Genomic DNA, 22,942 nt, shown 5'->3' on the forward strand with positions numbered 1-22,942 from the left:
GGGGAATGCTGGCTGGCTCTAACCCCAAATCGGCCACCCTAGTCCAGCGGAAGGACGGCTCCTACTCCATCCAGATTTGTGTCGAGGCAGAGCCCCCCAAGCAACAGAACACCGACAAGGTGATTGGTGTTGACCTGGGACGGCGAGACATTGCACATACCTCCGAAGGAGACAACTGGAATGGACAGCAGCTGAACAAAGTCCGAGATCACTACTGTCGGTTAAGAGCGTCTCTTCAGCGCAAGGCCAGTAAGGGCACCCGCAGTTGCAGGCGGCGATGCCGTCAACTGCTGCAACGGCTGTCTGGCAAAGAGAGACGCTTTCAAGCTTGGGTGAACCACAGTATCGCTAAGCGCATCGTTAAAGCAGCTCAATCTCTTTCTGCCTGCATTGCAATTGAGGACTTAAGCGGCATCCGGGGGCGTACCAACCGGCAGCCCCGCAGTCGTGAGGAGCGGCGGCGTAGCAATAGCTGGGCGTTCTACCAGCTGCGGCGGTTTATCGAATACAAGGCTGTGAGGGCGGGTGTCAAAGTGGTAGCTGTCCCTGCGGCCTATACCTCGCAGATCTGCCACAAGTGCCTGCATATTCATCCCGACTCCGCTCAATCCTATCGCAAGGGTAAGCAGTTCAAATGCGGGCACTGCGGTTGGGAAGGGGATGCGGATTTTAACGGTGCGAAGGTGATTGCGCTTTTGGGGGCTGCCGTAAACCAGCCTAGAGGTCCGTGGTTGGCTTGCCAACTGCAGGGCTGCCTTAAGCCCGCCCTGTACTGCGAAGCAGTCAGGGTCGGGTAGTTTACGAAGGAATCTGAGTAAAGGGGCAGTTAAGGTACGCTTAAGAAGACAAGAAGTTACCCCCGCCTGAGTCAAAACTCAGGGGAGAACATGGGCAGGCTTTTTCCCCTAATCCCCCAATTCGGGATCCGGTCGTACCCGCACCCCCATCTGGCGCAGCAGGCGTAAAGAGTTTTCTGGCCCATCGATCATCTGCTGCTCGTTGATCCAGTAGGTGGCAATGCCCAGGTCTTCTAGAAATCGCACATAGGGATCCGGCGGCGGTCCATCGAAAACGGCGGCCTTCTGGACGGAAAAGCCCTGCTCGATCCAGGGGCCAAGGGCAAAGCGCTCGTAGTAGAGCAACTGTCCCACCACTTCCTGCAAAGCCTCTGCCGCATCCTTGTGGTGCAGGAGCTTTACTTCGGCCAAAAGCAGATGCCCGTCCGCCACGGCCAAAAAGTCAAAGGTATGCTGATCCTCCCGGACTTCCAATCCTGCCAGGCGGAACCAGCGGCGAAACTGGTGCAAGATCTCGTTGTGGCGCTCGCTGCGCTCCAACTGACGTCGACGGCGGCGTTCTGCCATCAGCGGGTCTGTCCCGGCGCTGTGAGGGATCCCACTGCTGCGGAACTGGGGCGGCTCATCGGGATCCAAAACCACCTTGCCCCCAGCAGGTTGATGCAGGAGGGGCGGCATCTGGGGCAAGAGTTCTGTGGATCCCCACTCCACCTCTGGCTGCTGAGCCCAGGTAAGCAGGTGTCGATTCAAGGGGTGCTCAGGGTGGGTGTCGAACAACAGGCGCAGTTGAGACTGGCTAAACTGAAAATCCAGACGAAATTGCTCGATGGAGAGGCTGCTCCGCCCCTTTTGCAAAGTTTCTTGGCCAAAGTAAAGCATCACCAAGAGCGGGTAAATCGGCAGCGGACGATGGGAGGGAATGAGCATCGTCCACATGTCATCCGTCCAGTGGGGGAGCAGGATCTCGGCCTGTTTGCCTTTGCCCACCACCTGCAACATTTTGGGGTGTCCCGGCTGCCAGCCACAGGGGTGATCGTCAAAGCCGCAGGTCTGTCGCCCTTGATCCACGCTCAAGGGGTAGCGCCCATCATAAAGGCGGAAAGGACAGAGATCCCGGTCTTCGGCCAAAAAGCGCTCGTCTTGCCACAGGTGGGCCGCCAAGGCATGACAGCCGATCCCTTCCTGGCTGTTGCAGGCTTTGAGCCAGCGCCGTTCCGCCAGTTTCCCGCCCACTTTGCTCGGGGCCAGGGGCCGGATCAAACCGTTTTCCCCCTGGTTGAACAGAGGCCACACCAAAGGCTCGCCAGTTTCGGGTAGGGTCGGCAAAAGAGGATGGGTTTTGCTGTAAAACGGGTCGCAAATGCGCTGGGCCACTTGCTGCAAGGGTAATCCGCGGGGGGATCCCACCCAAGGCAAGAGGGATCCCGATCCGGCCTGAGCGCGGTGATACTGGATGGCCAGAGCCACCTCTAGCCCTATGGGACGGAGTTCCGGCGTGAGCTGCCGGTAGCGCTGCAGCAGCCGGGAAGCCTGCACAAACAGGTCGTAGCGCCGAACGGGAACTGCGTCAGCCATAGTGTTGCAGGAAAAACTCCCCACTGCCTTGGGCAAGAGCTGGTACAGGCAAGCACCTCCGCCTCAAAAGAGGATACTTTGGCAACCGCCTCTACAGACCCAGACCTTGCCGAGGATATCGGGCCGACACCCCCTCCTCTTGGCACCAGGTCAGTTGTCAGTGTAGTAGAGAAACTCTAGGGCGAGAAGATGCTGCCCCTCGCTTGCAGGTTGTGGGAAGAATGCGCAGCAGGCCCTAACGCCACGGCCACCCAGGAAAGGGAAAGGGGCGCTCTGTCTCTGCATCGCGGTCGTACTCCGTAGGTCGGCCTGTATCCGGCTGAATCACCAAGCTGCCCACATAGTCGGCCTCTCGGTAGACGCGGGCAATTTGATGGTGAATTTGGGCCATGTCCTCGGCGGAGACCACACCATTGTCGGTGGCTTTGTAGAACTGGACCGTGACCCGAATGGGAAAGCGAGGATCCCGCTCGATGTCCAGGTTGTTGATCTCGGTGAAGGGGCCCTCTACCTCTCCATGTCCGATGACAGCGGCTTCTACATTGCTGAGGCCGGCCAGGTCGGCTGCGCGTCCGAAAAACTTGACAGAGATATCCTCAACTTCCCTTCGCGGCGGCTGCCGCTGCTGGAGAGGTACTTGGATCACCATCACCAGGTTCAGGGCTTCTTCTGCCACTTCCGCAGCATCGGGATCCTGAGGGGTTGGGTCGGCGGCTTGCTCGGCCCGAAAATCGCTGAGGCGCTGCCCGGTGAGGCTGGCCCGTTCACCATTTTGGTTGAAGAAAAGGCGCTGGCCCCAAATAGCTTCGCCCACCTTATCTACCTTATCTTCAGTGCGGTTCTCGATCACCGTAATGCTGGTGCCCTCGCGGGTGGCCAAGATTGCCAGCACGGCTGGGTTGCCGGGATGGGATTGGTAGTTGAACAGCACCGGGTTGAATTGAGCGGATCCCCCGGCAGGGATGGGCAAAAAGGCGGCCTGGGCGCTCACCAACACATGGCTATCCCGTGGAGCCAGCAGGGAGTTCCGGTTGCCGGCCCAAGAGCCAGGATCGTGCAAGTAGCGGCGCAGATTCCCCAGCAGCTCTCGCAACGACACGGGTTGCAGGGGTTTTCCTTTTTCGTTGCCCACCAGCACCTGTAGGCTGTCGAGGGGCAGGTCGGCAGACAGATCGGCAAAGTTGGGGTAGCGGATCACCGGCATCAGGCTCAGCTCGTAGTGACCCGTTCTGGGGTTGAGCTGTTGTACCTGGATGGTCATGTCGCTGATGTTGGGGCCAAGGGCAGATCCCTTGTGGCGTCCGGTATCTTCCCAGGTGATGTTGACGATATCCAGCCCATACTGCTTTGCCAAGGCTCGCGCTTGCGGATCCCAGGTCATGGAGATCGTCTGGTCAATCACCTGCCTGTAGGCCAAGTACTCTGCCCACTCTGAAGGCGAGGGGGAAGAAAGGGACTGGTGGAGGGGAAAATCCATAGGGGTTGCCTGAGAAGTAGACACCATCGGCGGAGCGGCCAGGGAAATGCCCACCCAGCTCAGTGAACTCAGCAGCCAGGGGATGGGGGCGCGCATAGCAATATTCCTGAGGATTGGAAATTGGGGGACTATACCCTGACAATAGCTCCCAAAAGGGGAGAGGACGTGGCGGTTTCGCTTTTGGCAACCCCATGCTTTTGCCGGGATCCCAGGCTGCCTGGGCTACGATAAAAAGCTGTAGCACCCTTTCGAATCATTCCAGATCATGGCCAATATCCGCCGGGATCCCGAGGTCAACGCTTCTGTGGCTTCTGTAACTCCAGCTTCTCCAGAGCCTCAGGTGCAGGTTCAGTCTTTGCCGCTGCATGTCATGTTCCGCCTGGGCCTGTTTCAAATGGGCTTGGGAATGATGTCGCTGCTCACTCTGGGAGTGCTGAACCGCGTCATGATCGACACGGATCTGCTGGCCATCCCGGCAACGGTGGTGGGGGGATCCCTGGCCATGCACCAGTTGGTCTCCCCGGCTCGGGTTTGGTTTGGGCAGCTCTCGGATGCCAAGCCCCTGTTTGGCCTGCATCGCACCGGCTATGTGCGTCTGGGATCGGTGCTGTTTGCGGTCTGCATCTTCCTGGGGGTGCAGGTGGTGTGGGGTTTGGGGGAGAGCTTTGCGGCCACGGGTTGGTCTGGAGCCACCTATGGCTGGGTAGGCTTGGCCTGTTTGATGTTTGCCCTCTATGGTCTCTGCCTCAGCGCCTGCTCCACGCCTTTTGCGGCTTTGCTGGTGGATGTGTCAGACGAGGACAACCGCTCTAAGTTGGTGGGGATCGTCTGGTCTATGTTGATGGTGGGGATTGCCGGCGGGGCCATTGGCTCGGCAGTTCTGCTGCGGGGCTTGGATCCGGACAACCTGCAGAGCACCATTAATCGCCTCTTCATCATCATTCCAGCCGTGGTGATCCTGCTGGGGGTGGTTGCCACCTGGGGGGTGGAAAAGCGCTATTCCCGCTACGGATCCCGTTCCACCCTGGCCGGACGGGAAGACCAAATCACCCTTGGCACGGCCATCAAGGTGCTGACCGCCAGCCGCCAAACCCTGATCTTTTTCGGCTTCTTGGTGTTGATGACCATGGGCCTGTTTATCCAACAGCCGATCCTAGAACCCTACGGCGGCGAGGTGTTTGGCATGACGGTGGCCCAGAGCACCCAGCTCAATGCCTTTTGGAGCCTGGGTATTTTGGCAGGGATTGTGCTGACCGGATTTTTCATTGTGCCCAAGCTGGGCAAACAGACAACGGCCCGTCTGGGCTGTCTGCTGGTGGCCATCTCTTTTGGGCTGACCATTGCATCAGGGTTTACAGGCAATCCACGGCTGCTGCAGCTGTGCATGATCCTGTTTGGCTTGGCTTCTGGGATCACCACCAATGGCGCCATTACCCTCATGTTGGACTTGACGGCAGCGGAGACGGCAGGCACCTTTATCGGGGCTTGGGGTCTGGCCCAGGCCATGTCCCAGGCGGTTTCCACCTTGCTCGGCGGGGCTTTGCTCGATTTGGGGCGCATTCTCTTCCCCACTTCTTCAGTGCTTGCCTATGCCACCGTCTTTGGGGTGGAGGCAGCGGTGATGTTGCTGGCCGTGTATTTGCTGGGACGGGTGAGCGTGGCCGAGTTTCGCGAAAAGACCAACCGTGCGCTGACCCAGGTGTTGGCTCTGGAGCTGGAGGGCTAGCAACGCGGGGCCGACTCGTAGTGGGGGCAGCCCTGACAGGGCCCGCTGGGGTTGACGGCACAACGCAGCAAGGGCGAGTGAGCATTAAACCGACAGGAGGGATCCCCCAGGAACCTTCCCACTTCCTGAGGTGGGGTGACCGAACGCACCAGGGCGCGGATCCCACACAGGTGGTATTTGCCTTGCCGGAGCCGGTAGGAATGACGCTTTTCCAGAACCAGGTAGTGCTGCTCTGCCAGTTGGACGTAGGTGCCCGGATGGGGACTGCTCTCCCAAGGGCATTCTTCCACCACCTCTCCCGAATCCGCGTCGATCCACTGAATGGGCAAGGTCGGGTTGATGGAAGACATAAGGCGCAAACGGAGCCAGTTTAGGGCAGCAGACTACAAAATGATGGACTGGGCTTGACTTGTGATTAACAAATTGTGCAACTTTTTCCGGCAACACTGAGTATGGCTGGTACAAATGTTCTCTCTTGTGTGACCTGGAGCCTGCTAATCTACAGAACTTCTACAAAGTTAAGTTAGAAAAAGCTGTACTCAGTGTAATGGATTTTCCGCAGCGGGCGGAGAACGGGATAGGTTGGGCCTGTGGCGGCGAAAAGATGGATGCTTCGACTAGCTGTTGGAATGGGCTTGGCGGGCCAGTTGGGTGAGAAAGGCCAGAGGATGACGGTTTTGGAGCTGCTGCCTAATCCGCTCTTGCAGGATTTCCTCTTGCCAGGGATCCCCAGAGGACAGCCACTCTAGGTAGCTGAGCCCCGCCACCCGTGTCAGATAGGCCCCCGTCACTGCCTGCAGGGGGATCCCCATCACCATCAAGGGGCTGGCCTTGAGCAGAGAGCCCAAAGCCTGAGTAGCCAGCTCCAGCCCCCCCAGTTGCACCACCATTTGCGCCAAACTCTGGGCAATTTGCTGGGCCCGGCGCAAGGTAATGCGTCGGTCAAACACCTGGTGCAGTTCCCCGATCATGCGTGCCTGAATGGCTACTCCTGCCAGCACATCCAAAGCAGGAAGAGGGTTTGCCGCCAGGGCAGCAGCGGTGGCCCACTGCATCCGTTCCACGATCTGACGACCCTGCTGGCAGCGCTCCTCCTGTAGGGCCTGTTGGGCAGCTTCGGTCAAGGTTCGGGTTTGCAACAGAGCATTGGCCAAGCGCAGGTGGGATCCCTTCTGCTGCAGCAGTTGAGCCATCTGTTGGATGAGGGCCTCCGTATCGGGGGGCTGCGGCTCCCAAGTTTCCCGCACAGAGCCATCTTCGGAGTAGTAGCGAACCTTCAGGGGTTCTGGATCGGCGGCGATGGCCACCACCTGTTCGGCGGGGATCACACCGGCAGTGCGCCGGCGCAAATGGGTCAAGATGGTCTCCACATCCTCCGGCAGCATCTGATCGGTTTTGTTGAGGGCCAGGATGGTGGATTTGCCCAGCCGGGCCAGCTCCAGCATTTCGGCATATTCCGAAGCCAGCAGATCCCCGGCCACCACCAAGATCAGCAGATCGGCTTTCTGGGCTAAGGCGCGGGCTTCCGCTTCCCCTGCCCCTCCAATCGTCAGCAGCCCAGGTGTGTCGGTGAGGGAAATGGGGCTGTTCAAGCCCTCCAATTGGTAGGTGTGGATGGATCCCTGCTGGGTGGTGCCCAGGGTGGGGGCTGTTTCGCCCACTGGTCGGCCCATCAAGGCATTGATCAACGAGGTCTTGCCGGCGGAACTGGTGCCGAACACCACCAGATGCAATTCCTCCTGGTTAAGCCGCTGATTGATCTCTTGCAGCTTGGCACGCAGGGCACGGCGACTGATGTCATTCTGCAGCTTCTGGATCAGGCGATCGGCATCTTCCAGATCGGCTTGCACCTGATTCCGAGTTAACTTAACCCGCCGCAGCGGTTGTGTCCGCTGACTTGGAGCACTTTGCCGTCGGCGAGCCTGCTGCCACCAATGGCGCGCTGCCAGACCTGCTGCTGCTGTCCCCCCAAGGATGGCGCCCACCACCAGATCCGCAAGAGGCTCGGAGTGGGGAGCCACGAAGCTGTAGATCCCGCCAACCCACTGCAGATATTGGCTCAGGGCCGCCAAACCCAGCCCTGCCCACAACCACACCCAAGTGGAGCGCGACAGCACCATCCCAACCCACAGCCTGCCCAGATCTCCAGATCAAAAAGCCAAAATCGACCAGTCATCCCAGAGGACAGCCCCCGCTGTCAACTGAATCTGCAACCGCTTCTCCAGCATAGGGCTTGCTGTAGCTGAGCATACAATTTTGTCAAGAGTTTTGCTGGGGATCAGCCACCCGCAAGTAAAAGAGGAAGGGGAAGCAGGAAGTCAAAAACACCCTCAGCTCAACCGGCCAAATGAGCCAGGGATCCCCAACAAAAGCCTAAGTCCCTCTCCCAGAATCCCTGGCGGATCCAGTGGTGCCGGCAAAAATTGGCCGCCGCGATAGTCCAATAGCTGCACCAGCAGCAAGTAGCCCACCCCCAGAGTAATGGCCAGGATTCCTGTAACAATGGCTACCCACTTCGGCCTTTCCACGCCGGGCCTCCTCGGTCAACCGCCGAACTTGACTTTATCCTATGATGCCCGAAACCCCTAGCGAGGCGGGATCAAGACGGTGTCGATGACGTGGATGATGCCGTTGGAAGCTTGAATATCCGCGGCGATCACGTTGGCGTTGTTGATGCGAATCCGTCCGCCCTCAAGAAGCGTGACGGTGACGGGGGATCCCTGCAAAGTCGTTACCTGCTGGCCGGATCTGAGGGCACTGGAAGGAGCCAAGCCAGGAACCACGTGGTAAGTGAGAATGCGCACCAGCTCTGCCCGGTTCTCAGGTCGCAGCAAAGATTCCACCGTGCCAGGGGGCAAAGCGGCAAAAGCAGCATTGGTGGGAGCGAATACCGTGAAGGGACCTTCCCGCTGCAAAGTCCCCACCAAGCCCGCTGCCTGCAGGGCCGTCACCAAGGTACTGAAGTCGGGGTTGGCGGCGGCAACGGCGACGAGGTTGGGCAGCGGCGTAGGGCTGGGAGAGAGAGTTGGGGTAGGCGTCGGCGGGGCAATGGCCGTATCGCTGCTGGAACTGGCACAGCCTACCAAGGCTAAGCAAGCAGCCGCCGTCAGCCCAAGGGTGAGGGCTTTGTAGTTCATAACAAAAGTTAATACTCTAAAACATTTGTCATCATCTTAGGGGTAGCAGCCGCTCTCGCACGGTTAGCTGTAGAGCAGAGCAGGGATCGCCTTCGCGTAGAAGTGGCTGCGATAAAGTTCGGTATCCTGGGGGTGTGATTGCTGGAGAGGAGAAAGGCCATGAACGGGATCCCGTCGTGGTTGCGGCAACTCCGCCGCTGGCTGCCCTGGGTTGCTCTGCTTCTCGTTCTGGTCTTGATCGGCTACTGGGTGGGTCCTCGGCCCAGACCCTACCCCCAAGAGCCGGAGCTGCCCACCCTGGCCCCTCTGCCGCAGCACCCCCGTATCCGGGTGGTGTTCAACCAAAGCCGCGAGAGCACCTATCGGGATCCCTACCGCCAGATCCGCCGCTACGGCTACAACCTGGAAGAGTTGATCATTTCCCAGATTCGCTCCGCTCGTCAGTCGGTGGATATTGCCGTGAAAGAGCTGAACCTACCGCTCATTGCCCAAGCCCTAGTGGAGCGACGACAGGCCGGGATCCCGGTGCGCTTCATTACCGAAAACACCTACGTGCGGGCCTGGCACCAACTCACCCCTGACCAAGTGCGGGCGCTGGACGAGCGCAGCCGCAGCAAGTTCGAGGAGTACCGCAACCTGGTGGATGTGAACCGGGATGGACGGTTTTCGGCTGAGGAGGTCGCCACGCGGGATGTGTACGCCTTGCTGGATGGAGGCCAGGTGCCCTGGCTGGACGATACCGCCGATGGTTCCAAGGGCAGTGGCCTGATGCACCACAAATTTGTGGTGATCGACGGGCAGAAAGTCTTGACCGGCTCGGCCAATTTCACCCTCTCTGATATTCACGGGGACTTTGATGCGCCTGGCAGTGTCGGCAATGCCAACCATCTGCTGCTGCTGGACAGCCCGGAGCTGGCCCGCCTCTACACCGAGGAATTCGATCTCATGTGGGGCGATGGCCCCGGTGGCTTGACCGATAGCCGCTTCGGCGTGCAAAAGCTCAAGCGTCCCCTGGAAACGGTGTACATTGACGATGCCATTGTGAGGGTTCACTTTTCTCCTGCCAGTCGCTCCCTGCCCTACGAAGCCACCTCCAACGGCATTATTGCCGCCACCCTGGCCCAAGCCCGGCAACAGGTGGATCTGGCTCTGTTCGTCTTTACGGATCCGGGCATTGCCAACCAACTCAGGCAACTGCGCCAGGAGCGCAACGTAGAAATCCGCGGGGTGTTCGACCCCGGTTTTGCCTTCCGAGACTACAGCCGCACCCTGGAGATGTGGGGGCTCCTGCTGCCCGGCGAAGACTGTACCGTGGATCCAGCCCGCCTGCCCTGGACAACGCCCGCCCAATCGGTGGGGACACCCAACCTGGCCCTGGGGGACAAGCTACACCACAAGTTTGCCCTCGTCGATCCTGGCACCGCCAACGCCACCGTGATCACCGGATCCCACAACTGGTCGATGGCCGCCAATCACGTCAACGATGAAAACCTCCTGATCATCCGCAATAGCCGAGTGGTGGATCACTTTGTGCGGGAGTTCGACCGGCTCATTGCCGATGCCCGCTTTGGCCCCAGCCGCCGCCTGCAACAGCAGGCAGAAGAGGCGTCCCGTCGCTGCCCCAACCCCGTCCCCGTTGCCGCTTCCTTGCCTGAACCGGAGCCGGAGCTGCTGGAAGTCGAGGTCGTTCTTCCTCCTGAGGCGGGATCCCCTTCCCCGTCGGTTGCTTTTCCGGTGGCGTCTCCTGGGGGATCCCCTCGCGTTAACCTGAATACGGCCACGGCGGCGGAGCTGGAACAGTTGCCCGGCATTGGCCCCGCCCTGGCGCAGCGCATTATCGAGGCCCGCCCCTTCTCCTCTTTGGAGGATCTGCAACGGGTCAATGGCATTGGCCCAGCCCGGATTGAGCAACTGCGGGATCGGGTAACCTGGTAGGAGTTAGCCCCCTCTTGGTCAGGTTGAGGGCGCGGAGTGCTTTCGGAAGTTCATCCCAGAGCAGCTCCTAAAGGGCCTCTCCCCTCGAATAAACCCCAAATTAAACCCCAAATATAGCCCAAATATAGTCATTTCAGTTCAAACCAGGACACTGCACCCACGCCTAAAATGTTGGTCGCATCGGCGTTGCAGAGCAATAATGCAGGGGGCCAAAAGGCTTTTCAAGGACTCCGTCCCGCTGGCGCGATCAATGGCCCAGGTGTCTCACCCTAATCTGAAACGACTATAAATCAGGGATGCATAAGTCTATTCAGAAAGCTCCAGAAACGCTCCCATGCGGCGAAACTTTTGGTAGCGCTCCTCGCGCAATTCTCGCCCGCTCAGGCTAGAAAGTTCCTTGAGATGCCTGAGAAGAGCCTCTTTGAGGGTTTGAGCAGCTTCCAAGGGCGCGCGGTGGGCGCCGCCAACCGGCTCTGGCAGGATCTCGTCGATCACCTCCAGTTGCAGCAGGTCTTGGGCGGTAATGCGCAGGGCTGCCGCCGCTTGGGGAGCCTTCTTGGCATCCTTCCAGAGAATAGCCGCGCAGCCTTCCGGCGAGATCACGGAGTAGACGGCGTGCTCGAACATCAGGATGCGGTTGCCCACCCCAATGGCCAAGGCTCCGCCCGATCCCCCTTCGCCGATGACAGTGCAGATGATGGGGATCTCCAGCCGGAAAAGGGTCTGCAGGTTGGTGGCAATGGCCTCTCCTTGGCCCTCGGCTTCCGCCTTAACGCCTGGGTAAGCCCCCGGCGTATCGATGAAGGTGAGCAGGGGCAGGCCGAAGCGGTGGGCATGTTCCATTAGCCGCAGGGCTTTGCGGTAGCCGGCGGGATTGGGCATCCCAAAGTTGCGGTGGATGTTGTCTTTGGTGTCGCGACCCTTTTGGTGGCCTAGGATCATCACCGGCTGATCCCCCAGCTTGGCCAACCCGCCCACAATGGCTGGATCGTCCTGGCCGTGGCGATCCCCGTGCAGCTCAAACCAGTCGTCACAGATGGTCTGTACGTAATCCAGGGTGGTGGGGCGGCGGGGGTGACGGGCCACCTGGAGCCGTTCTACCGGCGTGAGCTGGCTGAAGATCTCACGGCGCAGCTCTTCGGCTTTGGCTTCCAATTGGCGAATTTGCTCAGAGGCATCGATGTCGTTTTCTTCTGCCAAGGCCCGAATTTCCTGAATCCGTTGTTCTAGGGCGGCGACAGGCTGCTCAAACTCCAGCAGTAGGCGGTCGTTGGACTTGGTCATGACCGGTTGGCTAAATTTCGGGAGCGTGCTGTGACCGGCAGAGGCTGCACAGATTTCGGGGTCAGGCTTTGATCTTCTCACATGTAGATCCCGTAGGCTAGAGGGAGCAATCCCCCTACTGCCCAAGAGGGATCCCTTGTCTGCTTCTGTCTCTTCTCCCCCTTCACCCCTTCCCCCCTGGCTGCGCTGGGGGGTGGTGGGATCCGTCGTCTTGGCTATCGGGGTGGGAGCCTTTTGGCAATACGGGCGGCCTGAGCGACAAATCCGCGTCCACACGGAGAGATTGCTGCGGGCGGTGGAGCAGCGCAACTGGGATCAGGTGGAGATGCTGGTCTCTGAGGCCTATAGCGATGGTTGGGGCCTGGATAAGCAGCGGGCGCTGGCCTACAGCCGCGAGATCTTCGGGCAATTTTTTCGCTTGCGCCTCCAACCCCAAGCGCTGCAGGTGCAGCTCGGCCCAGGGGATCCCAGTCGCCAAGGACAGGCCACTCTCTGGTTTGTGATCGAGGGATCCGGCGGCCCCTTGGCCAACCTGACGCGAGATCAGGTGAATGCGCTGGAGCAACCCTTCCAATTGAATTGGCAGCGACGGGGTGGGGAGCACTTCCGCTGGGAGCTAACCCGCGTGGAGAATCCAGAGCTGCAACTGCCCCTTCTCCCTTCTCAAGAACAGGCAGGCCAGAGATGAGGGTCGAACACCAACAGGGGGAGCTGACCTTCAACTGGCGGGATCCACTGCACAATACCCCTTTGGCGGGCCTGAGCTGCATAGCGGCTGGGGAGAGGCTGCAACTGGGAAGAGGGCAGACGGCGCAGGAGGGGCTGAGTGGGAATGGGCAGAGCCCCTGTTTCTGGGTTGTCGATCTGGTCGGACAATCCGTCCTCAGAACTGCCTGGCTGCAACAGAATAACCCCTTCCGGTTGAAAAGGGATCCCTCGGCCCAGCAACAAACGACCGGTATCCAAAAGCTGGGGGCCGCCCTCCTGAGCAAGCTGAAACTCTGCCCAGCTAAAAACTCGCCGCGCCCGATCAACAGGGAGGCCGAAGCAGTAGGAGCCCAGTTGGAAAGTAATCAAGGTCTGCCGGTTTCTCAGTTGTTCTTGCCGAGCCAGACGACGCAGGCGCAGAGGGGAAAGCAGGGGCATGGACTACCTCGCCATCAAAACGCCGGTGGAAGGTGCCGAAGAGGCTGGTTGCAGCAGTTGCCGCAGCTTTTGGATCAGCTCCTGTTCCTGGAAGGGCTTGGAGAGGTAGGCGCTGGCTCCCAGCCGCTGGGCCAGTTGGCGGTGTTTCTCGCCACTGCGGGAGGTGAGCATGACCACGGGAAGCTGGTCATACAGGGGGTGGGCACGAATCTGGGCCAGCAAGCCAAAGCCATCCAGCCGCGGCATTTCAATGTCGGTAATCACCGCTCGGATGGGAATTCCTCTCTGCAAGTGCTCGAGGGCCTCTTGTCCGTCGCGAGCCTGTTCAACCCGGAACCCTGCTCTTTCTAGGGTCATGGCCAAGAAGCGGCGCACGTTGACCGAATCTTCCACCACCAGCAGGGTGGGCTGGGCGGCAAACCTGGGCTGGGGAAGGGGATCCCTTGCCGACTGACAGGGCTGATCCCGCTGGGCGAGCAGCCAGCTCAAGAGGGCAGGCGGATCCACGAAAAGAGCGATTCGCCCATCGGCCAAAACCGTACAGCCGGAGAATCCCGACGGCAGAGGCAGACCTCCCTCCACCGGGCGCAGAGTTACCTCTTGCTCCCGCCAAAAGCGATCCACCAACAGGCCATAGGGCCGGTTGTCTTCTACCACCAGCAGCACCACAGGTCGGTCGAGAAGGGGGGTCTCGTCAATTTCCCGGCGAGGCTGCCAGCGCGCGAAGCGAAACCAGTGGCCCACAGGAATTAAAGGGATCTGCTCCCCTTCCCAGAGAAAGGAATCGGCAGGCAACTGCGGGGGGATAAGCAATTCTTCCACTGCGTTGGCCGGAAAAGCCAACATCAACCCCTGGCATTCTGTCAGCAGCACGCGGGTGACGCTCAAAGAAACGGGCAGAGTGAGGGTAAACAGCGTGCCCCGTCCCGGCCAAGATTCCACCTGCACCTGGCCGCCAATTCGTTGCAGGTTGGTGCGTACCACGTCTAGACCCACTCCCCGTCCAGATAGCTCGCTGACTCGCTCGGCGGTGCTGAAGCCCGGCTGGAAGATCAACTCCAGCAGCTCCTGGGAGCTGGCCTCAGCCAGGTCGGCAGCGGAAAACCCTATCTGCAAGGCGCGGGCCCGGATTTTATCCAGACAGATCCCTGCCCCATCGTCTCGCACCGTGATCAGAGTGCGGTTGCCCCGTTGGCTGGCGGCAATTTCGATGAGGCCCTTGGCCGGCTTGCCCTGGGCCAGGCGGGTGTCTGGAGCCTCGATGCCGTGGTCAAAGGCGTTGCGCACCAAGTGCAACAAGGGATCCGCCAAGGCCTCCAAAATCGAGCGCTCGATTAGGGTGGATCCCCCCAAGACCCGCAGCTCCACGGGCTTGCCATGGGCTAAGCTCAGCTCCCGCAGCGCTCTGGGGAAGCGATCCGTCAAATCCGATAGAGGCTGCATGCGCACCTGGTCGAGACGGGTTTGCATTTGCCTGGAGAGGCGGCTGAGCTGGCGGGCGCTGCCTTCGGTCTCCTGCAGGGTGGTGTCGATATCGTGGGTTACCTCATCAATTTGCACAACGGTTTCCATCACCTCTTGGGTCAGCAGGTGCATCTCTCCATAGCGATCCATCTCCAAGAGGTCAAAGGTATCGGCCAAGGTCAGGCCGGGATCCCCTTCTTTTTTCAAGAGCACAGAAGCAGGCACGGTGGCAGCGACGCGGTCGTAGCTGCTGCGCAGGCGGCTGTTGGTTTCTTCTAGAGTGCGAACCCGCCGTTTGAACAAGCTGACCAGCTCCCGCAGCCGTTGCAGGCGACTGTTTAAGCGGTTGCGCTCCCCTATGAGCTCTCCCAACAGCTCCCCCAACTGTTCCAGAGGGCGAGCCGGCACCCGTAGCATCTCGGCAGCGCTTTTGGCCCCGGCTGGAATCGAATCCGGCAGCTCGGTGGCTCCTGCCATTGCAGGGGGAGGGGCTTCTGGCGGGGGGGAAACTGGAGGCTCTGCCGGATCCCAGGAGCTGGGGAGAAGAGCGACCTGACCGACCAGCACCAGGGCCTGCGAGCGTCGCCAAGCTTGTAAAGCCGCCTGAGCAACGGGCAACACCTGCTCCTTGGCATTTGGCGGCAGCGTCTCCAGAGCTTGGACTACTGAGCCGCACAGGGTGGCAAAGGCAGGCAGATCCAACATTTCCCCCAGCGCCCCCAGCTCTTGGGCAGCAATGAGAAACTCCTCCCGCAAACAGGGCTGCTCGGGGTGGGCCAGCACACCTTCCAACCGCTGCAGACAGGCCTCCACCTCGGTTGCAAACAGCAGCACCCGCATATCGCCCCCGGCCTCTGCTGCCAGGACTTGGACGTTGTCCTCAGGCTGCAACTCTCCCAACTGCTCTCGCAATTGATCGAAAAGAGGCTGCACCCGCTCTGCCAGCCAAGATTCGTCCAAAAGCCGCTGCTGGCGGTGCTGCTGGGCTATTTGGCGCATGCAATCCAACGCCGCCAAGAGGTTGCGCTCCACTGCGGGGTCGGCTTTTTGGGGATCCACCTGCAAGATCTTGAAACCATCTTCCAGGCGATGGGCCAAGTCGCTAAGCACCGGAAAGCCCATCATGGCCGCCCCGCCCTTGATGGAATGAGCAGCCCGCAGCAAGCGATCCAAACGGGGGCGATCCAAACTCTGGGATCCCAGGCCCAACACCCCTGCCTCCAGGGTGTCGAGGTAAGCCTGGGCTTCGTCCAAAAACTGCAGCCTAACCTGCCACTCGCGTGGGTCGAGGGAAGTGGGATTCGGCCCCATGCTAAACCGCCTCCCCCACCTTGAAGGTGGACACAGAAGTCTGCAACTGACGGGCAACCGCCACCGTAGCCTGGAGAGAGTTGGCCACCTGCTGCGAGGCTGCCGCCGTCTGGGCGGCAATGTTGGCGATTTGCTGCATCAACTGGCGCACCGTTTGAGATGCATCTGCCTGGGCATCGGTGGAGCGGGCAATGGCCTGAAAGAGCTGGTTCACCTGCCGCGAGACTTCCACAATTTGTCCCAGGCTCTGCTTGGCTGCTTCCACCAAGCGGGTTCCCTCCACCACCTGGCCGGTGCTGGTTTCCATCGCCTGTACCACCTCGCCGGTTTCCCGTTGGATCCCTTCCACAATGCGCTCGATCTCGCGGGTGGCTTCTGCCGACTGGGCCGCCAGTGCCCCGACTTCCTCGGCGACCACCGCAAAACCTCGCCCTTCTTCGCCAGCACGGGCTGCCTCGATACTGGCGTTCACCGCCAAGAGGTTGGTTTTCAGCGCAATCTGGTTGATCAAGGACACCACCTTGGAAATCTGCTGGGAAGATTCCCCCAGCCGCTTCACCTTCTTGGCCGTTTCGGCCACCGTTTCCCGCAGTTGCAGGATGTTTTGCACTGTGCGATCCATAGTCAAGCTGCTGTTGATGGCCGTGGCGGCGGCAGATTCGGCAACGGTGGCGGCCTGTTGGGCTTTATCGGCTACCTCCTCGATTGAGAGCGTCATTTGCTCGACAGAGCGCAAGGTCTCTTCGATTTGGGTGGCCTGTCGGAGAGCGGCTTCGGCCAACTCGCGAATGGCTGCCTCGTCACGACCAATGGATTGGTTGACTTGACCGGCGGCCTGCTGCACTTGAATCACGATGTCGCGCAAGCTCTCGATAATGACGTTGAAAAAGTCCGCCATGATGCCAACTTGTCCGGCTGTTAGCTGCGCCCGCACCGTGAGATCCCCCCGCGAGGCTTCTGTGACCTCGCTGATAAGCTGCAGCAGCTCTCTTTGCAGCGCTTCCGACCGCTCCCGTTCCTGGGCGGCCACGGCTTTTTGCTCCAGCGCCCCCAGGTTACCCAAAGCTTGACCCAGGCGGTTGGCCAGCTCTGCCAAGGTTTTCTGTTCTTCGTCAGACCAGCTCTGGCTTTGGGCGCGGCCTATTGCCAAAAAACCGTAAAGCTCATCGCCACGCACCACCGGCGCTATCATCTCGGCTTTCAGTTGGGCTGTGGCCAGCCTCTGCAGGTAGTCGGCGCCCAGATCTGGCCTAGGCACCGGGCCAAAAGCGTAAACTTGCCCGCCGTGGAGAGCCTGCTGGATCGGAGCCGGGATCCTGCGGAGGAGGGTGCCCAAGGTGTCGGGCAGGCGGCTGTCGTGAGATTCAGCGATAACCTGCGCCTCTTCGGGAGCGGTCAAGCGATAGAAGGCCACTCGTTCGGCACCGAAGCGCTGGCGCATCTCGCCCAACAAGTCAGTTAGGGGATCGATCAGCTCTTGCTCTTGGCGAATCCGGGCAATATCGGCAAACCGCTGGGCCAGTCGGGTGTCGGAAACTTGTCGCTCGTAGGTGGCGTTGCGTTCCCGCACAAAGTTGCGCACCAGGATCAAAATGATCCCCCAGCTCAGCAGCAGAATCGGGAAGCTGATGCCGGAAAAGATCAAAGCCTGCAGCAGATTTTGCTCGTAAAGCTGGACGCTGGCCTGAATGTTGCTGCGAATGGCCTCCAGGGTTTGGTTGATCCCTTCGGCGTAGATGCGCTTTTGCTCTTCGTACTCAGGGCTGTGCAGCAAGTTGAAAGCCCGTTCCTGCTCGCCGGCCCGAATCAGATCAAAAGCCTGCACTTCCCACTCCACCAGCTTGATGTTGGCTGCTGTGGTTTTGGCTGCATAGGCTTCGTAAGAGGCGGGATCCAATTGCTGAATCTCCGCCAGCACCTCATCCAACTGAGGGACATGGATGTTGTAGCGCTCTTCCCAGGACAGATCCCCGCTGGCAGCGGCCATGCGGGCAGACATGGTCAAGACTTCATCCAAATAGATCACCTGATCGCTCAGGTTTTGCAGGGTGAACTGCCGCGAGATCGCCGGCTTGAACTCGAAATAGGTGCGGGCTACGCTGCCGGCAGAGACGGCAAACAGCAGGGAGCTGATGCCCAGAGGAAAACTGATTGCCAGGGCCAGGCGGGATCCCGCGACTTTGCGTTGGGGCCGGGAAGATGGAGCAGGCCTGAGAAAGAGGGGACGGAAGGAAACCATAGAATTTTGCCTTTAAGTGAGGGTAAGTCGGGGAAAAGGTCGCCAAGATCAAGGGTTTGCCGAGGAATCAACTGAGTTGAGCTTTTGGACAATGGCAAGAGGGTCGAGCACCCAGAGAGGCTCATCCCCTTCCAACACCAGCCCTTTGCAAGAGTCGTAGAAGTTCTCCAGTCGAAAGTTGTTTTGTGCTGCCTGGGCTTTTGTTAAGGGTTGGATCTCCTCGGCGGGCACTCGAGCTACTCCTTTCACGTGTTGGGTTGCCAGGCCCAAGCCTGTTCGCACTGGCGATGCAGAGCCCCCAAATTCTGGGCGCATCACCACCAAGTGGTGTTCGGGCTGCCCAAAGTCCAAGGGCTCTAGGCCGAGAAATTGCGGCAGATCCAGTCCCCAGAGAATGCGATTGCGATAGTTGAACAAGCCCAGCACCCATGCGGGCTGGTTGGGGAGAAGGGTAAAGTGGTGCGGGCCAACAATTAGAGCTTCCTGGGCAAATGCCATGGGCAAAAGGGCCCGACAGTCTACCCCCAACTGTAGATGTAAGTACAGCTCGCCGGTACGGGTAGAAGTAGGGCTGTGTGGGGAGAAAGCTACCGCCATTGCCGTTCTCGCTCTGCCAATTCTAAGACATCTCCTAAGAACAATTCGTGATAATCACAGGGATCCTAACTGGAGGCGCAGCTCAGCAAGGACAGGAGTGGCAAAAATCATGAGCTCGGGCTGAGCACTACTGATTTCACGGCCCGCAAAATGTCTTCGCGGGTAAAAGGCTTGGTCAGATAAAGATCGATCCCTTGCTTCATGCCCCAGAGTTTGTCCAGCTCTTGATTTTTAGAAGTACAGGCCACAACGGGCAACTTTTGGGTTTCCGGGTTTTTCTTGATTTGGCGGCACAATTCCAGCCCGCTCATGCCTTCCATGACCAAGTCCGTCAGCACCACATCGGGTTTGTCGTTGCGGATCTGCTGCAATGCCTCTTGGGCGTTGGCCACCGCTACCACCTGATAGCCTTCTGAGCGGAGGTAATCGCTGATGAGCTGTCGCTCCGAGGCCACATCTTCCACCACAAGAACTTTCACCATGATCGACATCTCCTTATCTCTTTTTCGACGAACCTTTAGAGGGATCCCTAGCTGAGATAGCGAAACACCATCTGCAGCAATTCTTCCTGCCGAAAGGGCTTGGTCAGGTAATCGGTGGCACCGGCCAGGCGCGCCTTCACCCGATCGATCAGACCTTTGTGGCCTGTGACCATCACCACCGGCACATCCTTTAACACGGAGGATTTGCGGATGAGGCTGCACAATTGGTAGCCATCCACGTTGGGCATACCCACGTCCAGCAGGATCAAATCTGGCTTGAGGGTGGTCAGCTTCATCAGGGCTTTCAAAGAGTCGCTGATGGTGTGAATGACCAGGTTGTGCCCTTCCAACAACCGCTGCAACTCGCTGAGCATGGCTTCGCTGTCGTCAATACAGGCCACAATCCAGGTTTTCGAGGCTTGGGGAGATGGGCCTAGATCTGCAAGCCCGTTGGCCAGGTGAAGAGGGACGGTGGGAGTTTCTGAGGGCTGTGATTCTGTCTCAAGCTTGGCCGAGTAGGTTTTGGGCAGCCGATCAAAGGGGGGCTGGGGATCCCGCAGGACAAGGATACCGGCTTTGACCAGAGGATGTAGGCGGCGAGCGATCTGGAGGTCGTCTTGATCGAGAAGGGCGCTCAACTGGCGGAAGCTAAACCCCTTCAGTAACCGGCCTAGCCGTTCCTGTTGCTCGGCGGGAAGGCGTTCTGCCTGGGCCCGGCTGGCAAAGTAGGGCCGTTGGTAGGGGGAGGTGATCTCAGGCCCCAAAGATTGCCATGCCCGTAGCCGCTTTTGGATCAGGTCGAGCAGGGATCCCCCATCCCACTGGCCCAGGGTGGGCACGTTGTCCAGTGGGATGATCTCCTGCTGAAAGCCCCCTGGAACCAGCAACAGATTTTGCAGCACCTCCTCGCCGATCCAAGCATTCAACCTGCGCGCAGCTTCCCAAGGCAGCAGTTGCTCCGTTACCATCCAACTCAGCCCCAGAAGGTCTGCAGGTAGAGGCCCAGTCTCCTGAGCCAATAGCGCCTCCACCTGCCGATGGATGCGTAGGCAATTTTGGCGAGTCAGAGAAAAGACTTGATGGCTGAGCCGACGCAGGTGGCGCTCCAAGCGCTCCAAGGGCTCCAAGCTGTGGTGAGCAAACCCCAGGCGACCTTGGTGAAACACCAATGACCAAGTGCCCAGCCCCTCCCCTTTGTCCAAGGCACTGAAATACCGAACAACTCCTGTGAAGCTGACCTCTGCGTTCAGCAGATGGGCCGAGACTTCTGTACAGACGGGGGGACGGTTCATGGGTCGAGAGGACGTGCTCGGACAATTTCCTGCGCTGAGGTTGATGACACGACTGAAGTCTTAGCTACCCCACAAGCCGGTGAAAAAATGCTTTCCAGAATACAGTTCAAGCCCAGCCCTGACCCAGACGAGATCTTTTAGATGAGCCAAGCCCAACAAGACGGCCAAGGCTGCACGAACTCAAAGGCAGTTTCAGCGTTCAATCCGTATTCAGAAAAACTCTCCTCCTGGGGAGATCGATGACTATTGCTCATCAGCCAATCTCTAAAGGTGAAGGCTAGCCCTCAGATTGTCTGCTGGCTTTCTTACTCGGGAACTTCCCACGGAAAGCCCGCAGGACAGTATAAAGGTAACCCCGATAAACCTCTTCCGTAAAAATACGGAACTTAGGTCTTCTCCAATTTCCAAAGCTGCTCCAGGTGGGCTTGGCAGCGGCGCAGCAGTTGCCGACTCTCTTCAAAACTGATCTGCTCCAAGGCTTCGGGGTAGGAGCACCAGCGGTAGGCGGCCACCTCCTCTGGTTGCACCTGTAGCTCAGGGGGAGGAAATTGGGGCGGCAGCAAGGCCACGTAGTAGGTAACGGTTTTGGCCACTCGGTTCCCCTCTGGATCCGTAAAGGTGTAGGCTTCCTGCAGCGTCAAAGGGTCAGACTGGCCGGGCAGGGTCAGAAGCTGGTAGTCGGTCAAGCCGGTTTCCTCTCGCAATTCTCGCTGTGCCGCCTCCAGGTCGCTTTCGGAGCCATCCTTGTGCCCTTTTGGGAAAGCCCAATGCCCCTTCTGGTGCTGGATGAGCAGATACAAATGCGAAGAGCCGGGTCCGGGAGCTTCCTGGGCGGGTGGGTGGGGCAGGATGGGGATCACCCCATAGGCAGCATCTATCAGCATTGGGGAGCTAATCTCCAAAGAGTTTGATGGCTGGCGGCTTAGGAGCGAAGACCTCGTTGGGATCCACCTGCGGGCGCTCTACCCCCTGCAGGGGCGAGAGGGGGCGACCGGTGTCGAATTGGAAGAGATAGATGGGCAACTGGCCATTCCCCAGAGGCAAAAGAGCTAAAGTATCGATTTGGGTCAGGGCGTTGCGGCTGGTGGGTCGGGTTAGGTTGAAAGCAACGATTCGGTCTTCCAAGGAATTGTCCGGGCTGGAGCGCCGGCCCAGGCCAATGCTGAACTGCTGGTTGCCCTGCTCATCCACTCCCAAGGCCCGCACATCTCCCAACTCCGCTTGAGGAGCGCTCCCCGGCAGGCCGGCTACCACCGGCGGCGCATCCACCGGCGGCTGCGAAGGCAAAAAGCGCAACTGCGTCCCTTCTGGCAAAATGCGGTAGTCCTGGTAGTCATGCTGGATGGACAGGGATCCCCTGAACACGCGGCGGTTCAGGCCCTCCAGGGTCCAAAAGCCATAGCCCAAATTGATGCGGGTGCTCTCCGGCAGCCAGTAGCGCTCCCCTCCCTCGGGAGCTGGCACCGCCGTAAACCCCATCAGGACATAGGCCTGCCCCCACACCCCCGACAAAAACAGCAACACCTGCCGCGGCAGCCCCGACTGCGGATCCAGCCACAGCTCCCGCAACTGGCCTTCCTGAATGGGCTCTAGGCGCAAGTGCTGGACAGGGGATCCAGCCAAATCCACCCGTTCTGAGGAGAGGACGCGGTAGCGGCTGGGATCCGCCTTCAAGTAAAAGCTCACCGAGGGCAAGAGGGCTTCCGGTCGGCTCACATACACCGAGTACAGCTGCAGCAGATCCGACTGGTTCACCACTTCCAATTGGCGCGAATCCAAGAGGCGGATGCGATCCCCTTCGGCTACCCAAGCCTGCCAACTGCCGTCGCGGCGGTAGAGCACATCCAACGTGGCTGTGAAGGTTTGGGATCCCTCCACCCGCACCTGCTGGCGATATTGCAAGTTGGGCAAAGGGGGCAATTGCTCTAGAGCGGCGTTGTAGCGCTCCAGCCAAGCTTGGGGATCCTGCTTAGGGCTGGCAAGAGAAGAGGGAGCCGATTGGGCCACGGCTGGATCCCCTGACGGCAGACCGACCAGTCCCGTTGCCAGGAACACCACCCCGCCGAGATAGCCCCAGCCTCGAAGGGATCCCTGCCGCTTCCTAAATTGGGAGGGTTCAGGGAACATCAGCTCACCTCGCAACCCTGCTCTTGTTGCCCTTCTTGCCACTGCTTCTGCCGGGATCGGAGCGCTTCCCACGACCGTGAGTAACCCTTTGGAAGGGATCCCTACTCTCTGCCCGCCGATTGAGTACGCCTATTCAATGGAAATGGATTGGGGGCCGTCGGAGCGACCGGAAGGCGGGGGCTCCTCCACCCTCAGCCCCTGGGACTCCAGCCAACTGCGCAGCGGATCTTGCTTCACATCCAAACGCAGCAGGCCGCTGAGAAAACCGCCACAGAACGGAACAGGATTGCTCAGAAAGGTCTTCCAGACCTCATTCATCTCCATAGCCGCAACACCAACCACCCCCCCAATCC

20 protein-coding genes are annotated in these 22,942 nt (G+C 59.6%); 4 read left to right on the plus strand and 16 right to left on the minus strand.

All coding sequences use genetic code 11. The features are described from left to right. Positions 1 to 797, plus strand: a 797-nt coding sequence (locus NW838_RS05135; protein ID WP_414427623.1) for an RNA-guided endonuclease InsQ/TnpB family protein, incomplete at its 5' end; no start/stop codon positions are given. Between the two features lie 108 nt (positions 798 to 905). Here the strand turns inward: NW838_RS05135 and NW838_RS05140 are convergent. Both NW838_RS05140 and NW838_RS05145 read right to left on the minus strand, forming a co-directional pair. Next, positions 906 to 2,372, minus strand: a complete 1,467-nt coding sequence (locus NW838_RS05140) for a hypothetical protein (RefSeq protein ID WP_414412658.1) — start codon at positions 2,370 to 2,372, stop codon at positions 906 to 908. 235 nt (positions 2,373 to 2,607) lie between these two features. Further along, positions 2,608 to 3,945, minus strand: a complete 1,338-nt coding sequence (locus NW838_RS05145) for a hypothetical protein (RefSeq protein ID WP_414427624.1) — start codon at positions 3,943 to 3,945, stop codon at positions 2,608 to 2,610. 169 nt (positions 3,946 to 4,114) lie between these two features. Here NW838_RS05145 and NW838_RS05150 point away from each other — a divergent pair, with 169 nt between their 5' ends. Then, complete coding sequence (locus tag NW838_RS05150) at positions 4,115 to 5,575, plus strand: BCD family MFS transporter (RefSeq protein WP_414427625.1); 1,461 nt, start codon at positions 4,115 to 4,117, stop codon at positions 5,573 to 5,575. On the opposite strand, the gene NW838_RS05155 is transcribed toward NW838_RS05150, so the two are convergent. The 4 genes from NW838_RS05155 to NW838_RS05170 form a co-directional block, all read right to left on the minus strand. Next, on the minus strand, positions 5,572 to 5,925 hold the full coding sequence (locus NW838_RS05155; protein ID WP_414349734.1) for a DUF6464 family protein: 354 nt from the start codon (positions 5,923 to 5,925) through the stop codon (positions 5,572 to 5,574). The two genes, NW838_RS05150 and NW838_RS05155, sit on opposite strands and share 4 nt — an antisense overlap. Before the next feature lie 267 nt (positions 5,926 to 6,192). Further along, entirely contained in the window at positions 6,193 to 7,695 is a 1,503-nt protein-coding gene (locus NW838_RS05160; protein WP_414427626.1) for a DUF697 domain-containing protein, read from the minus strand. Positions 7,696 to 7,905: 210 nt separating this feature from the next. Continuing rightward, positions 7,906 to 8,103, minus strand: a complete 198-nt coding sequence (locus NW838_RS05165; protein WP_414356846.1) for a hypothetical protein — start codon at positions 8,101 to 8,103, stop codon at positions 7,906 to 7,908. 57 nt (positions 8,104 to 8,160) lie between these two features. Next, positions 8,161 to 8,712 (minus strand): fasciclin domain-containing protein, encoded by a 552-nt coding sequence (locus tag NW838_RS05170; RefSeq protein WP_011434299.1) that lies wholly within the window; start codon positions 8,710 to 8,712, stop codon positions 8,161 to 8,163. Between the two features lie 159 nt (positions 8,713 to 8,871). Here NW838_RS05170 and NW838_RS05175 point away from each other — a divergent pair, with 159 nt between their 5' ends. Beyond that, positions 8,872 to 10,647, plus strand: coding sequence for a phospholipase D-like domain-containing protein (locus NW838_RS05175; RefSeq protein WP_414427627.1), 1,776 nt, complete (start codon positions 8,872 to 8,874; stop codon positions 10,645 to 10,647). A 306-nt stretch (positions 10,648 to 10,953) separates the two neighbouring features. On the opposite strand, the gene NW838_RS05180 is transcribed toward NW838_RS05175, so the two are convergent. Continuing rightward, complete coding sequence (locus NW838_RS05180) at positions 10,954 to 11,931, minus strand: acetyl-CoA carboxylase carboxyltransferase subunit alpha (RefSeq protein WP_414356843.1); 978 nt, start codon at positions 11,929 to 11,931, stop codon at positions 10,954 to 10,956. A gap of 136 nt (positions 11,932 to 12,067) precedes the next feature. Here NW838_RS05180 and NW838_RS05185 point away from each other — a divergent pair, with 136 nt between their 5' ends. Beyond that, positions 12,068 to 12,619 carry a hypothetical protein gene (locus NW838_RS05185; protein ID WP_414356841.1) on the plus strand — a complete coding sequence of 184 codons (552 nt, stop codon included), beginning with the start codon at positions 12,068 to 12,070 and terminating at the stop codon, positions 12,617 to 12,619. Here the strand turns inward: NW838_RS05185 and NW838_RS05190 are convergent. From NW838_RS05190 to NW838_RS05230, 9 genes are all read right to left on the minus strand, one after another. Further along, a complete protein-coding gene (locus tag NW838_RS05190; protein WP_011434295.1) occupies positions 12,595 to 13,077 on the minus strand; it encodes a hypothetical protein in 483 nt (160 codons plus the stop codon). The genes NW838_RS05185 and NW838_RS05190 overlap by 25 nt on opposite strands. A gap of 3 nt (positions 13,078 to 13,080) precedes the next feature. Continuing rightward, positions 13,081 to 15,852 carry a hybrid sensor histidine kinase/response regulator gene (locus tag NW838_RS05195; RefSeq protein WP_011434294.1) on the minus strand — a complete coding sequence of 924 codons (2,772 nt, stop codon included), beginning with the start codon at positions 15,850 to 15,852 and terminating at the stop codon, positions 13,081 to 13,083. A 1-nt stretch (position 15,853) separates the two neighbouring features. After that, the gene (locus tag NW838_RS05200; protein WP_011434293.1) at positions 15,854 to 18,091 is read right to left on the minus strand and encodes a methyl-accepting chemotaxis protein; all 2,238 of its coding nucleotides are present in this window, start codon (positions 18,089 to 18,091) and stop codon (positions 15,854 to 15,856) included. Positions 18,092 to 18,139: 48 nt separating this feature from the next. Next, positions 18,140 to 18,688, minus strand: coding sequence for a chemotaxis protein CheW (locus tag NW838_RS05205; RefSeq protein ID WP_011430974.1), 549 nt, complete (start codon positions 18,686 to 18,688; stop codon positions 18,140 to 18,142). A gap of 107 nt (positions 18,689 to 18,795) precedes the next feature. Beyond that, positions 18,796 to 19,170: a response regulator gene (locus NW838_RS05210; RefSeq protein WP_011434291.1), complete on the minus strand. Its 375-nt coding sequence runs from the start codon at positions 19,168 to 19,170 to the stop codon at positions 18,796 to 18,798. Between the two features lie 47 nt (positions 19,171 to 19,217). Next, positions 19,218 to 20,462: a response regulator gene (locus NW838_RS05215; protein ID WP_414356838.1), complete on the minus strand. Its 1,245-nt coding sequence runs from the start codon at positions 20,460 to 20,462 to the stop codon at positions 19,218 to 19,220. A 386-nt stretch (positions 20,463 to 20,848) separates the two neighbouring features. Beyond that, positions 20,849 to 21,346 (minus strand): bis(5'-nucleosyl)-tetraphosphatase, encoded by a 498-nt coding sequence (locus NW838_RS05220; protein ID WP_414356836.1) that lies wholly within the window; start codon positions 21,344 to 21,346, stop codon positions 20,849 to 20,851. Between the two features lie 7 nt (positions 21,347 to 21,353). Further along, positions 21,354 to 22,589: a hypothetical protein gene (locus NW838_RS05225; RefSeq protein ID WP_011434288.1), complete on the minus strand. Its 1,236-nt coding sequence runs from the start codon at positions 22,587 to 22,589 to the stop codon at positions 21,354 to 21,356. A 129-nt stretch (positions 22,590 to 22,718) separates the two neighbouring features. After that, positions 22,719 to 22,931 (minus strand): hypothetical protein, encoded by a 213-nt coding sequence (locus NW838_RS05230; protein ID WP_238376814.1) that lies wholly within the window; start codon positions 22,929 to 22,931, stop codon positions 22,719 to 22,721. Between the last annotated feature and the right edge of the window lie 11 nt (positions 22,932 to 22,942).

The organism is Synechococcus sp. R55.2, from assembly GCF_047462075.1.
Classification (GTDB): domain Bacteria; phylum Cyanobacteriota; class Cyanobacteriia; order Thermostichales; family Thermostichaceae; genus Thermostichus.